At 72.1% G+C, this 19,289-nt stretch carries 16 protein-coding genes; 8 read left to right on the top strand and 8 right to left on the bottom strand.

The features are described from left to right. Nucleotides 1-106 precede the first annotated feature (106 nt). The 3 genes from ADK52_RS16645 (at nucleotide 107) to ADK52_RS16635 (ending at nucleotide 3,386) form a co-directional block, all read left to right on the top strand. Nucleotides 107-1,588: a flotillin family protein gene (locus ADK52_RS16645; protein WP_078988377.1), complete on the top strand. Its 1,482-nt coding sequence runs from the start codon at nucleotides 107-109 to the stop codon at nucleotides 1,586-1,588. Nucleotides 1,589-1,635: 47 nt separating this feature from the next. Beyond that, entirely contained in the window at nucleotides 1,636-2,187 is a 552-nt protein-coding gene (gene thpR / locus ADK52_RS16640; RefSeq protein WP_078988376.1) for an RNA 2',3'-cyclic phosphodiesterase, read from the top strand. Nucleotides 2,188-2,396: 209 nt separating this feature from the next. Beyond that, nucleotides 2,397-3,386, top strand: coding sequence for an aldo/keto reductase (locus ADK52_RS16635; RefSeq protein WP_053690594.1), 990 nt, complete (start codon nucleotides 2,397-2,399; stop codon nucleotides 3,384-3,386). 99 nt (nucleotides 3,387-3,485) lie between these two features. On the opposite strand, the gene ADK52_RS16630 is transcribed toward ADK52_RS16635, so the two are convergent. Together ADK52_RS16630 and ADK52_RS16625 are read right to left on the bottom strand one after the other, a co-directional pair. After that, nucleotides 3,486-4,073 (bottom strand): Uma2 family endonuclease, encoded by a 588-nt coding sequence (locus ADK52_RS16630; RefSeq protein WP_053690593.1) that lies wholly within the window; start codon nucleotides 4,071-4,073, stop codon nucleotides 3,486-3,488. A 107-nt stretch (nucleotides 4,074-4,180) separates the two neighbouring features. Beyond that, entirely contained in the window at nucleotides 4,181-4,864 is a 684-nt protein-coding gene (locus ADK52_RS16625; RefSeq protein ID WP_053690592.1) for a GDSL-type esterase/lipase family protein, read from the bottom strand. Between the two features lie 76 nt (nucleotides 4,865-4,940). On the opposite strand from ADK52_RS16625, the gene ADK52_RS16620 reads away from it, so the two are divergent. Further along, on the top strand, nucleotides 4,941-5,954 hold the full coding sequence (locus ADK52_RS16620; protein WP_053690591.1) for a hypothetical protein: 1,014 nt from the start codon (nucleotides 4,941-4,943) through the stop codon (nucleotides 5,952-5,954). Nucleotides 5,955-6,026: 72 nt separating this feature from the next. On the opposite strand, the gene ADK52_RS16615 is transcribed toward ADK52_RS16620, so the two are convergent. Then, nucleotides 6,027-7,391 carry an MFS transporter gene (locus ADK52_RS16615; protein WP_234343877.1) on the bottom strand — a complete coding sequence of 455 codons (1,365 nt, stop codon included), beginning with the start codon at nucleotides 7,389-7,391 and terminating at the stop codon, nucleotides 6,027-6,029. 25 nt (nucleotides 7,392-7,416) lie between these two features. After that, nucleotides 7,417-7,854, bottom strand: a complete 438-nt coding sequence (locus tag ADK52_RS16610) for a MarR family winged helix-turn-helix transcriptional regulator (protein WP_030156888.1) — start codon at nucleotides 7,852-7,854, stop codon at nucleotides 7,417-7,419. Between the two features lie 118 nt (nucleotides 7,855-7,972). On the opposite strand from ADK52_RS16610, the gene ADK52_RS16605 reads away from it, so the two are divergent. After that, the gene (locus ADK52_RS16605; protein ID WP_030156886.1) at nucleotides 7,973-8,155 is read left to right on the top strand and encodes a hypothetical protein; all 183 of its coding nucleotides are present in this window, start codon (nucleotides 7,973-7,975) and stop codon (nucleotides 8,153-8,155) included. Between the two features lie 75 nt (nucleotides 8,156-8,230). Here ADK52_RS16605 and ADK52_RS16600 read toward each other — a convergent pair whose 3' ends face one another. After that, complete coding sequence (locus tag ADK52_RS16600) at nucleotides 8,231-9,685, bottom strand: NCS2 family permease (protein WP_053690589.1); 1,455 nt, start codon at nucleotides 9,683-9,685, stop codon at nucleotides 8,231-8,233. Between the two features lie 149 nt (nucleotides 9,686-9,834). Here ADK52_RS16600 and ADK52_RS16595 point away from each other — a divergent pair, with 149 nt between their 5' ends. The 3 genes from ADK52_RS16595 to ADK52_RS16585 all read left to right on the top strand — a co-directional run bounded on the left by ADK52_RS16595 (nucleotide 9,835) and on the right by ADK52_RS16585 (nucleotide 14,482). Beyond that, on the top strand, nucleotides 9,835-10,119 hold the full coding sequence (locus ADK52_RS16595; RefSeq protein ID WP_053690588.1) for a DUF2530 domain-containing protein: 285 nt from the start codon (nucleotides 9,835-9,837) through the stop codon (nucleotides 10,117-10,119). Between the two features lie 107 nt (nucleotides 10,120-10,226). Continuing rightward, a complete protein-coding gene (locus ADK52_RS16590) occupies nucleotides 10,227-12,695 on the top strand; it encodes a cation-translocating P-type ATPase (protein ID WP_053690587.1) in 2,469 nt (822 codons plus the stop codon). Between the two features lie 119 nt (nucleotides 12,696-12,814). After that, nucleotides 12,815-14,482 (top strand): VCBS repeat-containing protein, encoded by a 1,668-nt coding sequence (locus tag ADK52_RS16585; RefSeq protein WP_159045961.1) that lies wholly within the window; start codon nucleotides 12,815-12,817, stop codon nucleotides 14,480-14,482. 14 nt (nucleotides 14,483-14,496) lie between these two features. Here ADK52_RS16585 and ADK52_RS16580 read toward each other — a convergent pair whose 3' ends face one another. From ADK52_RS16580 to serC, 3 genes are all read right to left on the bottom strand, one after another. Beyond that, nucleotides 14,497-17,664: a sacsin N-terminal ATP-binding-like domain-containing protein gene (locus ADK52_RS16580; RefSeq protein ID WP_053690585.1), complete on the bottom strand. Its 3,168-nt coding sequence runs from the start codon at nucleotides 17,662-17,664 to the stop codon at nucleotides 14,497-14,499. 56 nt (nucleotides 17,665-17,720) lie between these two features. After that, entirely contained in the window at nucleotides 17,721-17,975 is a 255-nt protein-coding gene (locus tag ADK52_RS16575) for a hypothetical protein (protein WP_053690584.1), read from the bottom strand. Between the two features lie 160 nt (nucleotides 17,976-18,135). After that, nucleotides 18,136-19,257: a phosphoserine transaminase gene (gene serC / locus ADK52_RS16570; protein ID WP_053690583.1), complete on the bottom strand. Its 1,122-nt coding sequence runs from the start codon at nucleotides 19,255-19,257 to the stop codon at nucleotides 18,136-18,138. Nucleotides 19,258-19,289: the final 32 nt, after the last annotated feature.

Raw genomic sequence — 19,289 nt, 5'->3', positions numbered from 1 at the left:
GTTCGTATCAAGATGGCGACAAGAATCCGTCTGCGTCTTCTTAACGGCCCGCCGCAGGAGCACACTCGCCCTCGTCAGTGTCGAACGGCACTGCGATAAGGGGGCGTTGCCGATGGCTATCGGCGTCGTGGCGGGAATCGTTCTCGCCGCAATCCTGGCTTTGATCGGCCTGTTCAAGCTCATGTGGCGGGTGGCCGAACCGAACGAGGCACTCGTCATCTCCGGCTCCACGCACCGCACCGAGGGCATCGGCGAGGGCATGGGGTTCCGGATCGTCACCGGGCGCGGAACCCTCGTGGTCCCCGGTGTGCAGGCGGTGCGCAAGCTCTCGCTGGACCTCAACGAGACCCAGCTGAACGTGGACTGCGTGACCCATCAGGGCATCCCGCTGCGGGTGAAGGGCGTCGTGATCTTCAAGATCGGCGACGACCTCGTGTCCATCGCGAACGCGGCACGCCGCTTCCTGGACCAGCAGAAGATGATGCCCGAGCGGGTGCACATCGTCTTCGCCGGCCATCTGCGGTCCATCGTGGGCGGGTTGACGGTCGAGGACATGATCCGCGACCGGGAGAAGCTGACGGGGCAGACCCGGGCGGCCTGCGGTACGGAGATGGAGAAGCTCGGCCTCATCGTCGACTCGCTCCAGATCCACGAGATCGAGGACCCGACGGGCTACATCAAGAACCTGGCGATGCCGCACGCGGCCGCCGTCCAGCGGGACGCGCGCATCGCGCAGGCCGAGGCGAACCGTTTGGCCACCGAGGCCGAGCAGACCGCGTTCGCGCGGATGGCGGAGGCCACCCGCGACAGCGAGATCCTCCAGGCCGGCTACCAGGCCGAGCGCGACAAGGCCGCCGCGACCGCCCGCCAGGCGGGCCCGCTCTCGGAGGCCGCGGCCCGCCAGGAAGTCGTCGTACAGGAGACCCGGGTCGCCGAGCTCGAAGCGCACCGGCGCGAGCAGCAGCTTCAGGCGGACGTGCGCAAGCCCGCGGACGCGGCGGCGTACGAGACCCGTACCCGCGCCGAGGCCGAGCGCGACGCGCGCATCTCGGCGGCGCAGGCCAAGGCCAAGGAGACCGAGCTGGCGGCCGCGGCCGAGGCCACGCGCGTCACGACGGCGGCGACCGCGGACGCGGCGGCCACCGAGGCCCGGGGCCTGGCGGCCGCGAAGGCCACCCGGGCGACCGGTGAGGCCGAGGCCGCGGCCACCCAGGCGAAGGGCCTCGCGGTCGCGGCGTCGGCGAAGGCGAAGGGCCTGGCCGAGGCTGACGCCATCAAGGCGCGGGCCGCCGCCCTGGCCGAGAACCAGGAGGCGGTCGTCGCCCAGCAGCTCGCCGAGAACTGGCCGGCGATCGTGGAGGCGGGCGCGGGTGCCTTCGGGAACGTCGAGCACATGGTCCTCCTGAACGGCGCCGAGGGCATGTCGGAGATGTTCGCCAAGGCGCTGACCATGGGCGGAACGGGCCTGGGCCTGGCCCGCCAGCTTCTCTCGTCGATGTCCCAGCCGGCCGCCGCCCCGGACACCACCCCGGTGAACGGCAAGACGGCGTCTTCGGCGACTCACCAGATCCCGATCGCGGACGCGTGACCCTCCCGGCGCGAGCCCGACCCGTCGTCCGGGTTAGGCTCGCGCCCATGAGGCTGTTCGCCGCGTTGATGCCGCCCCAGCAGGCCGTCGAGGAGCTGCGCGAGGCGGTGGAGTCCCTCCGGGACGACCGGCTGCGCTGGACGGGGGAGGCGGGCTGGCACTTCACCCTCGCCTTCATGGGCGAGGTGCGTGAGGAGCTCCTGGCGGACCTGCACGCCCGCCTGGCCCGCGCCGCCCACCGCACCGAACCCTTCAGCCTGCGCATCCACGGCTCCGGGCACTTCGGCGACCGCGCCCTGTGGGTCGGCGCGGCCGGCGGGCTCGACCCGATGCGGATGCTCGCCGAGCGCGCCGACGCCGCCGCCCGCCGGGCCGGGGTACCGATGGAGCACCACCGCCGCTACACCCCCCACCTCACCCTGGCCCGCAGCCGCACCGGCGCCGACATGCACCCGTACGCCGACGCCCTGGCGGGCTTCGAGGGAACGCCCTGGCGGGTCGGGGAGCTCAGCCTGGTCCGCAGCAACCTCCCGGCGGGCGGGGTCCCCGGGGAGCAGCCCCGCTACGAGGTGGTCGAGGCCTGGCCCCTGGCCGCCTGACGCCCCTCGGTACGGGAACCCGCGGCGCCCGCGTTACGCTCGACGGGTGGATCCCAAGACCCGAAACCGTGTGATGGCCGGTGTACTCGTGCTGATGTTCGTCGTCGTGGCCGTGGCAGCCGCCGTGGGCCAGTAGCCGCGCCCCGGACGGCGACCCGTCCGCGCGGGCCCTTGCCTGGAGTGGACTCCAGGCAGTTGGCTTGGGGTCCATGAAGTACACACAGCTCGGACGCACCGGACTCAAGGTCAGCCGACTTGTACTCGGCACGATGAACTTCGGTCCGCAGACAGACGAACCCACCAGCCACTCGATCATGGATGCCGCGCTCGGCGCGGGCCTGAACTTCTTCGACACCGCCAACGTCTACGGCTGGGGCGAGAACAAGGGCCGCACCGAGGAGATCATCGGCACCTGGTTCGCCCAGGGCGGCGGCCGGCGGGACAAGACCGTGCTGGCCACCAAGGTGTACGCGAACATGGCCGGCGAAGGCGACCCGTGGCCCAACTACGACCGGCTCTCGGCGCTGAACATCCGCCGGGCCGTCGAGGCCAGCCTCAAGCGGCTCCAGACGGACTACATCGACCTCTACCAGTTCCACCACGTCGACCGCCGGACTCCGTTCGAGGAGATCTGGCAGGCCGTCGACGTGCTGATCCAGCAGGGCAAGGTGCTGTACGCCGGGTCGTCGAACTTCCCCGGCTACAAGATCGCCCAGGCCAACGAGACGGCCGCGCGGCGCGGTTCGGTCGGGCTGGTCAGCGAGCAGTGCCTCTACAACCTCGCCGAGCGGCGTGCCGAGATGGAGATCGTCCCGGCGGCGCAGGAGTACGGGCTCGGGGTGATCCCGTGGTCCCCGCTGAACGGGGGGCTGCTGGGCGGCGTCATCAAGAAGGAGGTCGAGGGCGGCCGCCGTGCTTCCGGTCGCTCCGCGGACGCCCTGGCCAACACGTCCGTACGGGCGCAGGTGCAGGCGTACGAGGACCTGCTCGACAAGCACGGCCTGGAGCCCGGCGAGACGGCGCTGGCGTGGCTGTTGACCCGGCCCGGGGTGACGGGGCCGATCGTGGGTCCCCGTACGGCGGAGCAGCTGGAGAGCGCGCTGCGGGCGCTGGAGCTGGAGCTGTCGGACGAGGTGCTCTCCGGCCTGGACGAGGTCTTCCCCGGCCCGGGGCCCTCGCCCGAGGCCTTCGCCTGGTGATCCGGCCGAGGTGACAGCGCGACCGGTCCGCGCCCCCGGTGCGGGGCGCGGACCGGGGGCGCGGACCGGATCAGTCGCGGACCGGGGGAGCGGCGCGGATCAGTCGCGGGGGAACTCGGACGTGTCGAGCGTGAGGCCCACCACGGTGTCCGTGAGGTCGATCTCGTCGCCGAAGGCGATCTTCGTCTCCGTGGCGTAGTCCCCGTCCTTGGGCTGGGTGTGGAGCACGCAGCGGCGGGTGTAGGGATCGACGATGAGGTACGCGGGCACCTCGGCGGTGGCGTAGGCGGCCTTCTTGGGGCCGTAGTCGTTCGCCGCGGTGCCCTTGGAGATCACCTCGGCGACGAACTTCACGTCCTCGTGGCGCCAGTGAGCCGCGTTGTCCTTCGTGGCATCGTCACTGAGCAGCGCGACGTCCGGCGCGAACCCGTTCAGCCGACCCGGGAAGTCGATGCGCACGTCCGAGAGGGCTTTCACTCCCATGCCGAACTCGTCTTCCAGTGCACGGACGATCCTGCGGATGATCTCCCAGTGCGTGTCCCGCTGCGGCGACATGTAGACGGTCCCCTCGACGATCTCGACCTTCAATCCCTCGGGGACGGGCTCAAGCGCCTCGAACATCTCGTCCAAGGCCTGCTCGCTGCTGATGTCGGCCATCTCGATCCTGTCGGTCTCTACGACGGTCATCGTGGCGCTCCTCCCCGCTGCCGCGCAGTCGCGGGCAGCCGCGTAGTACAACGATACGCACGCAGGCCGGGTCACGGCGGGAACGCCGGGTGCGGCCCTACGGGGTGTCAGAGGGTTCGGTAGGGGCCGCCGATGCCCCAGGCCTGGTGCAGTACCGCCGCGAACTCCCCGGCCAGGCGGTGCTCGCCCGAGGCGTTGGGGTGGGTGCCGTCGTACGTGTCGTGCGCGATCTCGTACGAGGCCGGGCGCGCGGCCAGCAGGATCGGCGAGGCGTCGGTCGACAGGTCGGCGACGGCCTTCGCGAGGAGCTCGTTGAACCGGGCCACCTCGGCCGCGAACGGCGCGTCGGACTCGGCCCGGACGTTCGGGATGACCGGGAGCAGGACCATCCGGATGCCCGGCCGGGCCGCCCGGGCCTCCGCGACGAAGCGGCGGGCGTTGGCCGCGGTCTCCTCGGCGCCGGTGTAGAAGCCGAGGTCGATCAGGCCGAGGGAGACGAGCAGGACGTCGGGCTCGCCGGAGCGGACGGCGGCGCCGATGAGGGGGGCCATGTGCTGCCAGCCCTCGCCCCAGCCGGCGAGGTGGCGGCGGGCGGGCTCGGGGAAGCCGGGGTCGGCGTACGCGTGGCTGGTCGGCTCGTTGGCTTCGGTGTCGAAGAGCGCGGTGCGCGGGCCGACGATCTCGTACGGGCCGCCCGGGACGGCACTCAGGTGCTGCCACATCCGGTAGCGCCAGGTGTAGTCGCCGGCGCGTCCGATGGTCATGGAATCGCCGACGAACATGAAACGCATCCGGTCATCATCGCGGATCACGCGCCGGGCGCCCCTGTGATGCCGGACACGCGGGGCGGGCTGGCACGCTTGGGGTATGCGCCTGCTGCCGTTGACCGCCGTCATTGCCCTTGTCGTGCTGCCGGGTTCGGCCGCCGCCGCTGCCGGGCCGGCTCCCGCCGGCGCCTCCGGGTTCACGATCACCGATCCGCGGATCAAGGAGTCGAGCGGGCTGGCGGCGAGCCGGATCCACCCGGGCGTGTACTGGACGCACAACGACAGCGACGACGGCCCGTACGTCTACGCGGTGGACTCGGCGACCGGCAAGACGGTGGCCCGGGTGACGCTGACGGGCATCGGCACCCCGCGCGACGTCGAGGCCATCTCGCTGGGCCCGGACGGGCAGCTGTACGTCGGCGACATCGGGGACAACCTGAACGGGACCTGGGACCACGTCTGGATCTACCGCTTCCCGGAGCCGAAGCAGCTGGCCGATGTCACGGTCAAGGCCGAGCAGTTCACGGTGAAGTACGCGGACGGGGCGCGCAACGCGGAGGCACTGATGGTGCATCCGGTGACGGGCCGGGTGTACATCGCGAGCAAGAGCGAGGACAAGGGCGGGCTGTACGAGGGGCCGCAGCAGCTGTCGGCTTCGGGGACGAACGTCTTCCGGCGGGTCGCGGACCTGCCGTGGGTCACGGACGGGGCGTTCTCGCCGGACGGCGGCCGCCTCACGCTGCGCGGCTACTTCTTCGCGAAGACCTATCCCTGGAAGGACGGGAAGCCGGAGGGCGAGGGCGAGCGGGTGGACGCGCCGTGGCAGGGGCAGGCGGAGTCGGTGACGTACTCGGCGGACGGCGGGACGCTGCTGTTCGGCTCGGAGGGGGAGTCGAGCCGGGTGGTGGCGGTTCCGGTGAAGCCGGCGTCGGCGTCCGGCGGCTCGGCGACCCCGGCTCCGGGGAAGCCGGGCGCGACCCCGGCCGCCGGTGCCCCCGGCCCCGCGGGTGGGCAAGGCGGGGGCGGGTTCACGAAGGGCGCGGCCGTCCTGGCCGTGGGTACGGCCCTGGTCTTCGGCGCGAAGCGCCTCTTCCGCCGTAAGCCCCGCGACTGACGCGGCCGCGCCGCCGAGGCGTCACGCGGCCGCGCCGCCGACGCGGCAGCCGCGGGGCTCGCAGCGGACGTACTACGCCGCCGTGACCAGCTCGCGGGGGCGGGGCGAGGGCACGAACGTGACCCCGCGGCGGCTCACACTGAGCCGGAGGTTGCCGACCCGGGACAGGATCACCGCGATCGTCGCGGCGGCGGCCAGGGAGACGAGGCCGCCCGCGGCCATGCCGACCCGGGCCCCGTACGTGTCCGTCACCCAGCCGACGACCGGCGCACCGATCGGGGTGCCGCCGGTGAACACCATCATGTACAGCGCCATCACCCGGCCCCGCATCTCGGGGTCGGTGGCCATCTGGACGCTCGCGTTCGCGGTGACGTTGACCGTCAGCCCGAACATCCCGATCGGCACCAGCAGCGCCGCGAACAGCCAGAACCCGGGCGCGAAGGCCGTCACGACCTCCAGCGCGGAGAACAGGACCGCCGCCGCGACCAGCAGCCGCAGCCGCGAGTGCCCGCGCCGTGCCGCCAGCAGCGCACCCGCCAGGGAGCCCGCGGCGATCAGCGTGTTGAAGAGCCCGTACGTGCCCGCGTCCCCGTGGAACACGTCGCTGACGAACGCCGACAGCCAGATCGGGAAGTTGAACCCGAACGTGCCGATGAACCCCACCAGCACGATCGGCCAGATCAGCTCGGGGCGCCCGGCGACGTACCGCAGACCTTCCCGCAGCTGTCCCTTGGCGCGCGGCTGCGGCTCGACCGGGTGCAGTTCGCGGGTCCGCATCAGCAGCAGCCCGGCGACGGGCGCGGCGAAGGACAGCCCGTTCAGCAGGAAGGCCCAGCCGACGCCGACGGCGGTGATCAGCACACCGGCGATCGCCGGGCCGACCAGCCGCGCGGACTGGAAGTTCGCCGAGTTCAGGCTGACGGCGTTGGCGAGCTGGTCCTTGCCGACCATCTCGGAGACGAACGTCTGCCGTGCGGGGTTGTCCACGACGGTGACGAGGCCGAGCAGGAAGGCCGCGAGGTACACGTGCCAGACCTGGACGTGTCCGGCGAGGGTGAGGGCGGCCAGGGCGACACCGGTCAGGCCCATCAGGGTCTGCGTGGCGATCAGCAGCGGCCGCTTGGGCAGCCGGTCCGCGAGTACGCCTCCGTAGAGGCCGAACACCATCATCGGCAGGAACTGCAGCGCGATCGTGATGCCGACGGCCGAGGCCGAGCCGGTCAGGGACAGGACCAGCCAGTCCTGGGCGATGCGCTGCATCCAGGTGCCGGTGTTGGATACGGCCTGTCCCGTGGCGAAGAGCCGGTAGTTCCGGATCTTCAGCGAGCTGAACATCGAGTTGTTCTTGCCCGTGGAGCATGTGGAGCGCGCGGCGCGCCCGGTGGTAGTGGTGGATGTATGGCCGGGTGCGGAGTCTGCTCCGGTTCCCGTACTCAAAAGCGTCGCCTCCTGGCGTCGTTCCTTACAAGTGCGCGAGCTTCTCCAGGACGGGCGCGGCCTCGCGCAGCTTGGCCCATTCGTCCTCGGTGAGCTCGGCGGCCAGCCCGGCCAGGAAGGCGTTCCGCTTGCGACGGCTCTCTTCGAGCATCGCTTCGGCCTCCTCGGTCTGGGTGACCACCTTCTGGCGGCGGTCGTCCGGGTGCGGCTGCAGCCTGACCAGTCCCTTGGCCTCCAGCAGCGCCACGATGCGCGTCATCGACGGCGGCTGGACGTGCTCGCGCCGGGCCAGCTCACCGGGGGTGGCCTGGCCGCACCGGGCGAGGGTGCCGAGGACCGACATCTCGGTCGGGCTCAGCGATTCGTCGACGCGCTGGTGCTTGAGGCGCCGGCCGAGCCGCATGACGGCGGAGCGGAGGTCGTTCACGGCGGCAGCGTCGTCGCCATGGGTTAGGTCGAGCATCTCTTTAGACTACCTCATTACTCTCTCTAAGGAACGCCACTGAAGCGTGTCACTCGTACGGGTGAGTCGGCGGCGGAAAGCGACACGCGTCCACGGCCTGTGCCACGACTCTTTCGGCATGGGGACACACGTGCTGAGCATGCGCATAGACGGGGAGCTGCTCGACCGCCTCCGGACTCATGCCGCGAAACGCGGAATGAGCGTCCAGGACTACGTGGTCCGGACGCTCATTCGCGATGACTTCGACGAGCGCTTCAAGGCGGCCGTCGACGAGACGGAGAAGTTCTACGGGCTGACGTGAGGACGCCTGAGTGATGCGTGAGTGACGCGTGAGTGACGCGTGAGTGGTGCGTGGGCGACGCGGGCCCGTGGGCGCTTACGTGAGGCCGAGGGCCGGCATCGCGTAGTAGAAGACGAACACCGCGGACACGACGTACAGGGCCGCCGGGACCTCGCGGCCCCGGCCGGTCGCCAGCCGCAGCACGCAGAAGGCGATGAAGCCGAAGCCGATGCCGTTGGTGATCGAGTACGTGAACGGCATCATCACCATGGCCAGGAAGGCCGGGACGGCGATGGTGAAGTCGCTCCAGTCGATGTCCTTGACCGAGCCCGCCAGGATGAGGAAGCCGACCGCCACGAGCGCGGGGGTCGCCGCCTGGGACGGGACCATGGTGGCGAGCGGGGTCAGGAACAGCGCCACGGTGAAGAGGCCGCCGGTCACGACGTTCGCGAGACCCGTACGGGCGCCTTCTCCGACGCCGGCCGTGGACTCCACGAAGCAGGTGGTGGCCGAGGACGAGGTGGCGCCGCCCGAGGCGACGGCCAGGCCGTCGATGAGCAGCACCTTGTTGATGCCGGGGAAGTTGCCGTCCTTGTCGATCAGCTTGGCCTCGTCGCCGACGCCGAGGATCGTGCCCATCGCGTCGAAGAAGCAGGACAGCAGCACGGTGAAGACGAAGAGGATGCCGGTCAGCAGGCCGACCTTGCCGAAGCCGCCGAACAGGCTGACCTGGCCGACGAGCCCGAAGTCGGGCGCGGCCACCGGGTTGCCCGGCCATTCGGGAACGGTCAGGCCCCAGCCCGAGTCGGGCAGCCCGGCGATCAGCTGGACGGCCACGGCGACGACGGTCATGACCACGATGGAGATCAGGATCGCGCCGGGCGTCTTGCGGATCAGCAGGGCGAGGGTCAGCAGTACGCCGACGATGAAGATCAGGACGGGCCAGCCGTGCAGGTGGCCGCCGGTGCCGAGGGTGAGCGGCACGGTGGTGTGCGCGGCGTCCGGGATGCGGGTGACGAAGCCCGAGTCGACCAGGCCGATCAGCATGATGAACAGGCCGATGCCGATCGCGATGCCCTTGCGCAGGCCGAGCGGGACGGCGTTCATGACCCGCTCGCGCAGGCCGGTCGCGACCAGCAGCATCACGACGAGGCCGGCCAGGACCACCATGCCCATGGCGTCGGGCCAGCTCATGCGCGGGGCGAGCTGGAGGGCGACGACGGTGTTCACGCCGAGGCCGGCGGCGAGCGCGATCGGGACGTTGCCGATGACGCCCATGAGGAGCGTGGTGAAGGCCGCCGTCAGGACGGTGGCGGTCACGAGCTGGCCGCTGTCGAGCTGGTGCCCGTACATGTCCTTCGCGCTGCCCAGGATGATCGGGTTCAGCACGATGATGTAGGCCATCGCGAAGAAGGTCGCGAAACCGCCCCGGACCTCGCGGGCGACCGTGGAGCCGCGCTCGGAGATCTTGAAGTGGCGGTCCAGTGCGGACCCGCCGCGCGGGGCGGGGTCCGGGAGGGTGGGCGCGGGGGCGGGAGCCGACGTGCTCATGCGGTCCTCTGGGTCTTCATCGCGGGGGCATTGGGGGATTCATACGAAGAAAATGGGCCATGCCCACACCGTTTCAGTATGAACACATGAACGAAAGCCCGTCCATCTCCGCGCGTAGACCCCGTTTCGGCGCACCTAGACTGGGGGTCATGGCGAAATGGACTGCGAAGCACGAGGCGCCCGCGCCCCTTGAGGGCCCGGTCGTCGCGACCGTCACCGGCGGCACGATCATCTGGTTCGCCATGTTCCTGGTCCAGCTCCCCTTCTACGGCTGGTTCGCCGACCGGGACCTGCTGTGGTGGGTCTGGTGCTGCGCGGCCGGCGGGTTCCTCGGCCTGATCGGCCTCTGGTACGTACGGGGCCGCGACGCCGCGCTCAAGCGGCACGCGGCAGCACAGGCCGGGCGGGAAGAGGAGAGCGGCACCTCCGGCTGACCGGCCGGGAGCCGAGGGGGACCACGGGACGATTCGGGTCATCCCGAAGTCGGATCTTCGGACTTCTCGGCGGGTGAAGCGGTAGAACCCCCTTTACCGTCGAAAGCATGACGCAGCGGGCAGAGATCGAACCAGACGGTTCCGGGCCGGGATCCGGCGGTCCCGGCGGCGCGGCCATCGACGCGGGAGCCGAGCTGGATCCGGTACACCCGGTCCGGCCGCCCGCACCCCGGTTCAAGCCCGCCGGCCTGACCACCGCCGAAGTCGCCGAGCGCGTCGCCCGCGGAGCCGTCAACGACGTGCCCGTGCGCAGCAGCCGCTCCACCGCCGACATCGTCCGCGCCAACGTCTTCACCCGGTTCAACGCCATCATCGGCGTGCTCTGGGTCGTCATGCTCATCGTCGCGCCGCTCCAGGACAGCCTGTTCGGCTACGTGATCATCGCGAACACCGGCATCGGCATCATCCAGGAGATGCGGGCCAAGAAGACCCTGGACGGTCTCGCCGTCATCGGCGAGGCCAAACCCAGCGTCCGCCGCGACGGCCGGACCGCCGAGATCTCCACCTCCGAGATCGTCCTCGACGACGTCATCGAACTCGGCCCCGGCGACAAGGTCGTCGTCGACGGGTCCGTCGGCGAGGCCGAGGGCCTGGAGATCGACGAGTCCCTGCTCACCGGCGAGGCCGACCCCGTCCTGAAGAAGCCCGGCGACCCCGTCATGTCCGGGTCCTTCGTCGTCGCGGGCGGCGGCGCGTTCACCGCCACCAAGGTCGGCCGCCAGGCCTACGCCGCCCAGTTGGCCGAAGAGGCCACCCGCTTCACGCTCGTCCACTCCGAGCTGCGCTCCGGCATCTCCACCATCCTCAAGTACGTCACCTGGATGATGATCCCGACCTCGATCGGCCTGATCATCAGCCAGCTCGTCGTCAAGGACGACAACCTCAAGGACGCCATCGCCCGCACGGTCGGCGGCATCGTCCCGATGATCCCCGAGGGCCTCGTCCTGCTGACCTCCGTGGCCTTCGCGATCGGCGTCATCCGGCTCGGCCGCCAGCAGTGCCTGGTGCAGGAACTGCCGGCCATCGAGGGCCTCGCCCGCGTCGACGTGGTCTGCCTCGACAAGACCGGCACCCTCACCGAGGGCGGCATGGACGTCACCGAGCTCCGGCCGCTCGGCGGCGCGGAGGCCGCGTACGTCGAGAAGGTGCTCGGCGCGCTCGGCGAGTCCGACCCCCGCCCCAACGCCAGCCTCCAGGCGATCATCGACGCCTACCCGGACAGCGCCGAGTGGCGCTGCACCGAGTCCCTGCCGTTCTCCTCCGCCCGCAAGTACAGCGGTGCCAGCTTCAGCGAGGGCGACGGCGAGAACAACACCTGGCTGCTCGGCGCCCCCGACGTGCTCCTCCCGGCCGGCGACCCGGCCCTCGACGAGATCAACGGCCTCAACGAGCAGGGCCTGCGCGTCCTGCTGCTCGCCCGGGCCGCGCGCGAGCTCGACGACCCGGCCGTCGGGGCCGGGGTCAAGCCGACCGCGCTGATCGTCCTGGAGCAGCGGCTGCGCCCCGACGCGGCCGACACCCTGCGCTACTTCGAGGACCAGAAGGTCCACGCGAAGGTCATCTCCGGGGACAACGCGGTCTCGGTGGGCGCGGTGGCCGGCAAGCTGGGCCTGCCGGGCGCCGAGAACACGGTGGACGCGCGCAAGCTGCCGACCGAGCGGGCCGAGATGGCCAAGGTCCTCGACGAGAACGCCGTCTTCGGGCGGGTCACCCCGCAGCAGAAGCGGGACATGGTCGGCGCGCTGCAGTCGAAGGGCCACACGGTCGCGATGACGGGCGACGGCGTCAACGACGTCCTGGCCCTCAAGGACGCCGACATCGGCGTGAGCATGGGCTCGGGCTCGGAGGCCACCCGCGCGGTCGCCCAGATCGTCCTCCTGAACAACAGCTTCTCCACCCTCCCCTCGGTGGTCGCCGAGGGCCGCCGGGTCATCGGCAACATCACCCGCGTCGCCACGCTCTTCCTCACGAAGACCGTCTACTCGGTGCTGCTGGCGATCCTGGTGGTCTGCTTCCAGGTCGAGTACCCCTTCCTGCCGCGCCACCTGACGCTGCTGTCCACGCTCACGATCGGCATCCCGGCCTTCTTCCTGGCCCTGGCACCGAACAAGGAGCGCGCGAAGCCGCACTTCGTGAAACGGGTGATGCGCTACGCGATCCCGGGCGGCGTGATCGCGGCGGTGGCCACCTTCGTGACGTACGTGCTCGCCCGCCACCACTACACGGGCCCGGAGGCCCTCCAGGCCGAGACGAGCGCGGCGACGCTGACGCTGTTCCTGACCTCGATGTGGGTCCTGGTGATCATCGCCCGCCCGTACACGTGGTGGCGGGTGGCCCTGGTCGGCTCGATGGGCGGCGCCTTCCTGATCGTCCTGGTCGTCCCCTGGCTCCAGAACTTCTTCGAGTTGAAGCTGGTCGGCACCGAACTCCCCTGGACGGCCGTCGCCGTCGCGGCGGCGGCCTCGGCCCTGATCGAAGTCACCTTCCGCTGGGTCAACCACAAGTTCCCGGCCTGAACCCCGATCGGCCGTACCACGGCCCGTGGTGCGGCCGATCAAATGTCAGTGCGACCCGGTAACCCTTGTGGCAGATTACGGCTGCTCGACAGTCCGAAAATCCCAGGGGGGACCACCACATGACACTTGCCCGCGCACTACCCATGGCCGCTCTGGCCCTGGCGCTCGGCGTCGCGGCCGCCGCGCCGGCGGCTGCGGCCGGCGGTCCGGCGGCGCCCGCGGTCACCGCGCCCCGGACCAGCCCCACTCCCGGCTTCGCCGGTGAGGACCGCTACTCCGACTGCGATACCAACCCGTACTCCGGATCCGGCGCGGGCTGGGTCGGTCTGGGTGACCTCACCTTCCGTGCCAAGGCCACCTCGCCGGCGGGTGCGCAGGTCCAGACGACGTTCCAGCTCTGGGACACCGCGTACGGGGGCAAGCGCACCGACCAGGCGTCCATCTGGACCACGTGGCCCGAGGCCGGCACGTCCTTCGGCGGCGACCAGTTCGTGGACGGCGGCCAGTACGCATGGCGGGCACGCGCCACCGACGGGAAGCTGACCAGCCCTTACACGCCCTGGTGCTACTTCCGGGTGGACCACACACCGCCGACCGCCGAGATCACCACGGACGCGACTCCCAAGAAGGTCGGCGAGGAGGCGACCTTCACACTGAAGGGCACGGACACCGGCTCGGAGATCGCCTGCGCCCGCTGGCGGACCACCTCGACGCCCAGCGTCGGCTGGCGCTGCTCGGACGGGGCGCAGGACTCCCACATCGTCCGCCTGACGGACGGCTCCCTCGACATCAAGGTCAAGCCCGAGACCTGGGGCAGCCAGGCGGTCTACCTCCAGACGATGGACAACGCGGGCAACGTCTCCCAGGACGCGAGCGCCTACTACTACGCCCAGCAGAGCACCGCCCCCGCCGCCTTCGGCGACATCGACGCCGACGGCAAGCCGGACGTCCTCGTCCCGGACGCGTCCGGCAACCTCCGCACGTGGGGTTCGAACCCGCTGGACACCGCGAACGCGCGCGCCCTCGCCGCCCCGGGCGGCAGCGGGAGCTGGACGGGGGTCCAGTACGGCCACCGCGGGAGCCTGAGCCACCAGCAGGTCGACGACCTGATCGCCCACGTGCCCGGGGGTTCCGCCCTGTACGTCTTCCACAACGGCGGAAGCGGCCTGTTCACGGAGCAGGGGCCGACCCTCGCCTACAAGCCCGACACCTGCCGGAGCGCGGACCGCCGCATCATCGACTGCGCGGAGCACGGTCTCGGCTCCGACTGGTCGAAGGTCACGCAGTTCGCGGTGTTCGGATCGCCGCGAGGTGACAGCCCGGTCGGGGGCGTCCTCCCGGCCACCTCGGTGCTGTTCGCCGAGAACGGCCGTCTGTGGCTGGTGGAGCGTGGATTCGCGAACGGGCTGAACGACGAGGCAGTCCTCGTCTCGGGTGACGACACCCGCTGGGACGGCTACGAGCTGCTCACCCCGGGCCGCGCCCAGGGCACCGACTTCCCGACCCTGTGGGCCCGTTCTCAGGTGAACGGCACGATCCGCGCCTTCTCCATCGCCGGCACCCCGGACGCCCCGGACTTCTCCGCCTTCGCCGACCCGGCCGCCGGGCCGGTCCTGGCCACCCTGGCGCCGGGCACGCACCCGCGCGTCGGCTCCGACGGCGACCTCACCGGTGACGGCCTGCCGGACCTCTGGTCCGCGGACGCCTCCGGGAAGGTCACCGTCTTCCCCGGTACGGGCACGAGGACTCCCCACCCGACGGTCACGGGCTTCGGCCCGGCCGTCTGACGGAGGAGCCGGCCTCAGTCGAACCAGCGGTCGCGGGCCAGTTCCGGGGTGCGGGAGGGGTCCTCCAGGAGGGCGGCCACCTCGAAGCGGCGGGGCCACTGGGCCGCCGACCAGGCGAGGCCCGCCGCCACGCCCTCCAGGGTGGCGGCGTGCAGGGTGCCGTCCGGGGTGCGGCGCCAGTCGAGCTCCACGCCGCCCGCGATCAGCTCCTCGTGCTCCAGGTAGGTCGCCGGGGTCGAGGGGCCCAGGAGGATCCGGACCGACTCCGGGACCTCGTGCTCCTCGCCCGGCGTCGTGACCTCCGCCGGGACCGTCTCCGAGAGGCGCCGGACCTGGAGCAGCTCCGCCAGGTCGGCCGCGCGGGCCGGGGCCACCGGGAGCAGGGGGAGCCCCTCGGTCAGGGGCAGGAGGTCCGGGGCGTCCGCGATCACGGCGTCCGCCGCGTCGACCACGACGATCTCGCCGTCCACCACCGCGCGCAGCTCGTCCGGGAGCGTGACCTGCTCGGGGTCCAGATCGGCCAGGGCCCCGTACAGGGCGTGCAGCTGGCGGTCGGACACCTCGCGGTCCGGGTCGGCGAGCCGGCCCAGGAGTTCGGCGGCACCGCCGGGTTCGTCCAGCAGGGCCGGCACCGTCGTGCGCACGCCGAGCGCCCGCAGGACCTGCTCGTCCTCGAAGCCCGTCGCGTCCGCCGGGGTGTACAGGCCCGCCAGCAGCGGGTCGCCGCCCGCCGCGCGCAGGCCCGCCGGGCGGCGGCCGTCGAGCACCGGGTGGTCGCGCAGCCACCAGGCGGTGTACGGGCGCACCGACTGCGTGGTGCCGTCCGGCAGCAGTACCCGTACGGGCTGGGTCAGCGCGTCGCGCAGCGGCGGCTGCGCGAGCATGGCCAGGGCCTGGGGCCAGCAGTCGTCGTCGACGAGGTCGAGGTCGCGGACCGCGACGAGTTCCGTGGCCACGGGCGGCAGCGGGGTGTCCGGGAGCTGGTCCAGTACGTCCTCGCACCACACGTCCACCGCGTCCAGCAGCCCCGCGTCGTCCGGCTCGGCGAAGTCCCCGTCGCGCGGCTCCAGTTCGTCCGGGTCGAGGACCACGTCCGTCGCGCGGACCAGCTGGAACGTGGCCAGCACCCCGCAGGCGGTCAGGGGCTGCGCGCCCCATTTGTCGGCCAGTTCGCCGTCCACGTACGGGACTTCGTCCTCGCGGATCACCGAGGCCAGCGGCGAGCCCGGCAGCAGCAGCTCGCCCGCGGGCGTGAGCTCCCCGTCCTCGTCCGGCAGAGCCAGCGCGCCCAGCCACGGCTCGTCGCCCGGCGCCAGGTCGGCGTCCCGGACCAGGCCCAGGACCACCTCCGCCAGCTCGTCGGCGTCGAGGGCGTCCTCGTCCCAGATCTCCCCGGCGTCCAGCGAGGCGGCCACCGCCGCCCGCACCTGCGGGGTCGTCAGGACCGCGCGCGGCGTGGCCGGGAGCGCGCCGAGGCGCTCCAGCAGCGGGTGCGCCGCGTCCGGGTGGGCCACCTTCAGCCCCATCCGGGCCAGGTCCTTCGGGGTGTCCGCGTCGGGCAGCAGCACGTGGCGCGGGCCGATCGTGGTCCGCCCGTCGGCCAGCGGCACCGGCAGGCCCGAGAGCCGGTCCGGGTCCACCCCCGCCAGGGTGTCGTACAGCCGGTGCCACCACTCGGGGGTGCGCTCGATGCCCGCGATCCGCTCGATGGCGTCGCCCAGCGGCAGCCGGCCCACGCCCAGCGTGCGCAGCTCGGGCCGGCGCTCCAGCCCGGCGGGCAGCAGGGTCGGCAGCACCTCGGCGAGGACCCGTACGGTGTCGGCGCCCGCGCCCTCCACCACCTCGGCCTCGAACGGGCGCAGGGCGGAGCGCTCCTCGGCGTGCTCGGCGGGGGCCGCCGGGGCGAGGAACGCCGTACGCGGCAGCCGCTGGAGCACGGCCGCGCGCAGCGCCCCGTCCAGCGGGCCCTTGCCGAGCGGCCCGGGTACGAGGTCCACCAGCGCGGTGTCCACCGGGTCCCAGGAGCCCAGCAGTTCGGCGTACGCGTCGGCCGCGCGCTCCACCAGGAAGTCGGTCAGCGGCCCCGGCGCGGGGTGCCGGCGGGCGGTGTCCAGCGGCAGCGTCGCGATGAGCAGGGCCGGGATGCCCAGCGGCTCGTCGGTCGGGGTCGGCGCGTGCACCACGGGCGCGGTGGCCGGGCGTACGGGAGCGCCCTCGGTGTCCACGGGCACGGCCCAGGACACCGTCCAGGTCGGCCGCAGCCGCTCCTCCACCGGGCGGTCGGCGAGCAGCGCCCGCTCGATGGGGCCGCTGTGCCGGACGGTGCGCCAGCGGCGGGTCTCGCCCTGGGCGCCCGCTGCTCCGGCGCCTCCCGCCGCGTCCTCGATGACGGTGTACGGGCCCTCGTCGCGGCGGCGGATCGTACGGATGCCCTCCTGCGGGGTCTCCACGACGATCTCGGCCAGCCCCGGCAGGGTCAGCAGCAGCGCGTCGTCGATGCCGCCCAGCAGCCGCTGCACCAGGTCCCCGGCGGCGGCGTCGCGCAGCGGGAGGACGACCACGGTGTCGTAGCCCTCGGGGGCGGTGCCCTCGGCGGGCAGCGGCAGGCGCAGCAGCGGGACGTGCCCGTCGCGGCGGCGCAGCTCGTCGCCGAGGCCGGGGCTGCCGTTGGCGGCGTCGCGGGCCAGCTCGCGGGCCTCGGCCAGGGACCAGCGGACACCGCCGTGGCGGCCGAGTACGGCGGGCTCGTCGGACACCGCGAGGACGGCCGCGAAGCCGACGCCGAAGCGGCCCACGGTGTCGGCGGAGCCGGTCGTGCGGGCCGACCCCGCGGACTCCCGCTTCGCGGAGGCCCGCAGGGTGCTCAGCGACTCCACGCCCGTCGCGTCCAGCGGGGCACCGGTGTTGGCGACGGCGAGTACGCCGTGCCCGCCCTCGCCGGAGTGCAGGGTGAGCCGCAGCCGGCCGGGCACCTCGGCCCGGGCCGCGGCGTCGGCGGCGTTCTGCGCCAGCTCGACGACGAGCCGGTCGCGGTAGCCGCCGAGGGCCAGGTCCTCCTCGGCGTTGGCGTCCTCGCGGAAGCGGGCCGGGCCCGCGCCCCAGGAGTCGAGCACCCCGCGCCGCAGCCGGGCCGTGCCGAAGGGGTCCGTGCCGCCCTGGGCCGCCGTCACTCGCACGCTCACGCCGCTGCCTCCATGCTGTCCTGCGGTGCACCGCACTGCACTGCACCGCACTGCATTCACCGTATGCCGAATGCCGAGGTCCTGAAGGTATCGCGTGCGGGTCCCGCCGGTCGGGGCGGCCGGGCCCGGTCACGCCCCCGGCCCGACGCCCGTCCGGTGAGGTGTGCGAAGACGACGACGTCGGAGTCCCAGTGGCGGTCGGCGGTGAGGCTGCCGCCGCAGGTGATCAGGCGCAGTTGGGCCGAGCCGTGGGTGTCCCCGTACACCTTGTCCGTGGGGAAGGCGTCCTTCTTGTACCGGTCCCGGCGCATGAAGCCGCAGGCCGCGCACCTGCCAAGGGGCCGCCGTTCACAGGCTCTTTGCCCCGGTTCCCGGGACCAAGGTCCCGGGGATCCGGCGCTGCCGCGCAACGACGGAGCCCCCGGCGACACGGAGTCGCCAGGGGCTCGTACGGTGCCGCTCAGGGCGTGGTCAGAGCTGCTCGATCACGTAGTCGATGCACGCGGTCAGCGCCTGCACGTCCGCCGGGTCGATCGCCGGGAACATCGCGATGCGGAGCTGGTTGCGGCCGAGCTTGCGGTACGGCTCGGTGTCCACGATGCCGTTGGCGCGCAGCACCTTGGCGACGGCGGCCGCGTCGATGTCGTCCGAGAAGTCGATCGTGCCGATGACGGCGGAGCGCTTGTCGGCGTCCACGACGAAGGGGTTGGCGTACTTCGACGCCTCCGCCCAGCCGTACAGGTGGCGCGCGCTGGCCGCCGTACGGCCGGTCGTGAACTCCAGGCCGCCCTGGCTGTTCATCCACTCCAGCTGCTGGTTCAGCAGGAAGAGGGTGGACAGGGCCGGGGTGTTGTACGTCTGGTTCTTCAGGGAGTTGTCGATCGCCGTCGGCAGCGAGAAGAACTCCGGGACGTGCCGGCTGCCGGAGGCGTGCACGCGCGCCGCGCGCTCCAGGGCCGCCGGGGAGAACGCCGCCAGCCACAGGCCGCCGTCGGAGGCGAAGGACTTCTGCGGGGCGAAGTAGTAGACGTCGCTCTCGGTGATGTCCACCGGCAGACCGCCGGCGCCCGAGGTCGCATCCACCAGTACGAGTGAACCGGCGTCGGCGCCCGCGACGCGCTTGACCGGCGCCGCCACACCCGTCGAGGTCTCGTTGTGCGTGTACGCGTACACGTCGACGCCCGCCTCGGCCACCGGCTCGGGGTGCGTGCCCGGCTCGGAGGAGATCACGGTCGGCTCGTCCAGCCACGGCGCGAGCTTCGCGGCCTTGGCGAACTTGGAGGAGAACTCGCCGAACGTGAGGTGCTGGGACTTGCGCTCGATGAGCCCGGCGGTCGCGATGTCCCAGAAGGCGGTGGAGCCGCCGTTGCCCAGGATCACCTCGTAGCCCTCGGGGAGGGAGAAGAGGTCCCGGATGCCGTCGCGCACCGAGCCGACCAGGTTCTTGACCGGGGCCTGGCGGTGGGAGGTTCCGAGCAGGGAGGTACCGGTGGCGGCGAGGGCGTCCAGCGCCTCGGTCCGCACCTTGGAGGGGCCCGCGCCGAAGCGTCCGTCGGCGGGCTTGATGTCAGCGGGAATCTGGATCTCGGCCACGAGCGGAGCGTATCCGGTCCCGGTCCACGCCT

This window comes from Streptomyces sp. WM6372, from assembly GCF_001279655.1.
In the GTDB taxonomy this organism is placed as follows: domain Bacteria; phylum Actinomycetota; class Actinomycetes; order Streptomycetales; family Streptomycetaceae; genus Streptomyces.
The sequence above is the reverse complement of the archived record's forward strand: the minus strand, read 5'-3'. Positions and strand labels throughout refer to the sequence as shown.

Bases quoted from the DNA above. Each gene is read 5' to 3' on its own strand.
- thpR (WP_078988376.1), top strand. From the start codon at position 1,636: ATGAGGCTGTTCGCCGCGTTGATGCCGCCCCAGCAGGCCGTCGAGGAG.
- ADK52_RS16635 (WP_053690594.1), top strand. From the start codon at position 2,397: ATGAAGTACACACAGCTCGGACGCACCGGACTCAAGGTCAGCCGACTT.
- ADK52_RS16630 (WP_053690593.1), bottom strand. From the start codon at position 4,073: ATGACCGTCGTAGAGACCGACAGGATCGAGATGGCCGACATCAGCAGC.
- ADK52_RS16625 (WP_053690592.1), bottom strand. From the start codon at position 4,864: ATGCGTTTCATGTTCGTCGGCGATTCCATGACCATCGGACGCGCCGGC.
- ADK52_RS16620 (WP_053690591.1), top strand. From the start codon at position 4,941: ATGCGCCTGCTGCCGTTGACCGCCGTCATTGCCCTTGTCGTGCTGCCG.
- ADK52_RS16610 (WP_030156888.1), bottom strand. From the start codon at position 7,854: ATGCTCGACCTAACCCATGGCGACGACGCTGCCGCCGTGAACGACCTC.
- ADK52_RS16605 (WP_030156886.1), top strand. From the start codon at position 7,973: ATGGGGACACACGTGCTGAGCATGCGCATAGACGGGGAGCTGCTCGAC.
- ADK52_RS16600 (WP_053690589.1), bottom strand. From the start codon at position 9,685: ATGAGCACGTCGGCTCCCGCCCCCGCGCCCACCCTCCCGGACCCCGCC.
- ADK52_RS16595 (WP_053690588.1), top strand. From the start codon at position 9,835: ATGGCGAAATGGACTGCGAAGCACGAGGCGCCCGCGCCCCTTGAGGGC.
- ADK52_RS16590 (WP_053690587.1), top strand. From the start codon at position 10,227: ATGACGCAGCGGGCAGAGATCGAACCAGACGGTTCCGGGCCGGGATCC.
- ADK52_RS16585 (WP_159045961.1), top strand. From the start codon at position 12,815: ATGACACTTGCCCGCGCACTACCCATGGCCGCTCTGGCCCTGGCGCTC.
- ADK52_RS16575 (WP_053690584.1), bottom strand. From the start codon at position 17,975: ATGCGCCGGGACCGGTACAAGAAGGACGCCTTCCCCACGGACAAGGTG.